This window comes from Microcystis sp. LEGE 08355, assembly GCF_015207185.1.
Taxonomy (GTDB): Bacteria; Cyanobacteriota; Cyanobacteriia; order Cyanobacteriales; family Microcystaceae; genus Microcystis; species Microcystis panniformis.
In genome coordinates this window covers 1-1,472 of the sequence record NZ_JADEXI010000852.1, presented here as the reverse complement: position 1 = coordinate 1,472, position 1,472 = coordinate 1, and the positions used below count along the sequence as shown (strand labels likewise).

Annotated in this window: 2 protein-coding genes and 1 pseudogene; all 3 read right to left on the bottom strand. The window is 42.3% G+C overall.

Annotated elements, in window-relative coordinates; all coding sequences use genetic code 11:
* On the bottom strand, window positions 1–392 hold a 392-nt coding region (locus IQ242_RS24670; protein ID WP_193961764.1), incomplete at its 3' end, for a PIN domain-containing protein.
* A gap of 9 nt (window positions 393–401) precedes the next feature.
* Window positions 402–653 (bottom strand): AbrB/MazE/SpoVT family DNA-binding domain-containing protein, encoded by a 252-nt coding sequence (locus IQ242_RS24665; protein WP_193961763.1) that lies wholly within the window; start codon window positions 651–653, stop codon window positions 402–404.
* A 193-nt stretch (window positions 654–846) separates the two neighbouring features.
* Window positions 847–1,345: pseudogene (locus IQ242_RS26540) on the bottom strand (IS1 family transposase); the annotation flags it as partial.
* Window positions 1,346–1,472: the final 127 nt, after the last annotated feature.

The window sequence follows — 1,472 nt, the reverse complement described above, 5'->3', positions numbered from 1 at the left end:
CCCCTTGCCCCCCCGACGTCGGGGGGGCAAGGGGGGGTAAGATACCTGCCAAGAATAAAGAAAAATGGTATTACCAAAAGGTCTGCCCTATTCTCTACTGCTGTCGCTAAAATAGGAGCATCTTTCCAAGGTAGTCCCATCGACCTTGCCCAATTGACTCGCGAAAGTGGTGCTTCTCCAACTATAGTTAGTTTGGGGATTAAATCCCCCTCCAATCGTGTCAAAGCTTCGGGATACTTAGCCGTCAGGTTACGCCGCGTTTCTTCCAAGGCGTGAGGCGAGCTTAACAAAGCACAATACCTAGCAGAAGCTAACTGAAACAAAGCACTACAGCGACCATCAGGACTGATAGCGGCTGCAAAAATAACATTGGCATCAAGGAATAGACGCATCTGTATTCCCTATTTAGCATCTTTAAGCTTATGCTGAAGCTGTTGGGTTTCTTCGTCCGTTAAGCGATCGCCTATCTTAAACTCCTCAATCCGTTCCTCTGTATATATCTCAATCGGATACACGCCAGCAGGACGCAGTAAAATTCCACCATCAGCAGTCGTTTCTGCCAGTAGCATCGTTTCACCCTCTAACCCTAGATGATTGAGAATTGCTTTGGGAATAGAGAGTTGACCCTTTTTTCCTAGCTTGATGATTTCCATAATTCAAAATAACCGTAATCTGGTGAGCCGGAATTTAAGTAAATAGTAACCTATGATGCTTACTCGCATCAACCCCTAGGTCAGTTGATCTAGTGGTCAGCCACAATAATTTTGACAAGTAAGTAATTTCTAGAACTTTTATATGGTAAAGACTTGAGAGATTTGGTGGTGATTCGGTAGTAGTGATGGCGGCTTAATCCTTTGCCAGGTGTGCATTGTAGTCATGGATAAAATACCAAAGGGCTCCCCAAAGTGATTCTCCATTTTTTTAGAGAAAGATAGACTCTCTCTCACCAACCGAGAAATCCTTTGTCGAAAGGTATTATTTAATCTTTCAATAGGATTAGTTTGACCAGTTTCTTTCCCGACCGGTCGATGACGTTTACTGGGAATTACTGTCTTATATGACTCCCAAAAGTCTGTGTAAGCAACCGCACATTGTCGGTAAACGCCTGGTAAACTAGCCCCAAAGTTTTTTGGCTGATTGACGACTCCTATCTCCGCGCATAGCAGCCAATAATTTCCCTTGTATTTCTATCAATTAACCGCCAAATATAGATTTTTATCGTCTTAGAAAAAACCAAAGACCACATTTCATCACATTCTCTAACCAATTTACCTTTTGGTTTGTCTGAAACCTTTATTTGACGGGGGACAGCCGCCAGTTTATTGTTGACATAATTTTGTAACCATGCTGACAGGGGGACAAGCCAGCTGAAAAGCTTATGTAGCATGGAATACAGACACAGACTCCAAAAAAAGATAAGTCATATTTACCATATATGACCTAAATAACGAAAATGATAAGTGAACTATACC

Excerpts from the sequence above, each read along its gene's own strand:
- IQ242_RS24665 (WP_193961763.1), bottom strand. The coding sequence starts at position 653 with ATGGAAATCATCAAGCTAGGAAAAAAGGGTCAACTCTCTATTCCCAAA.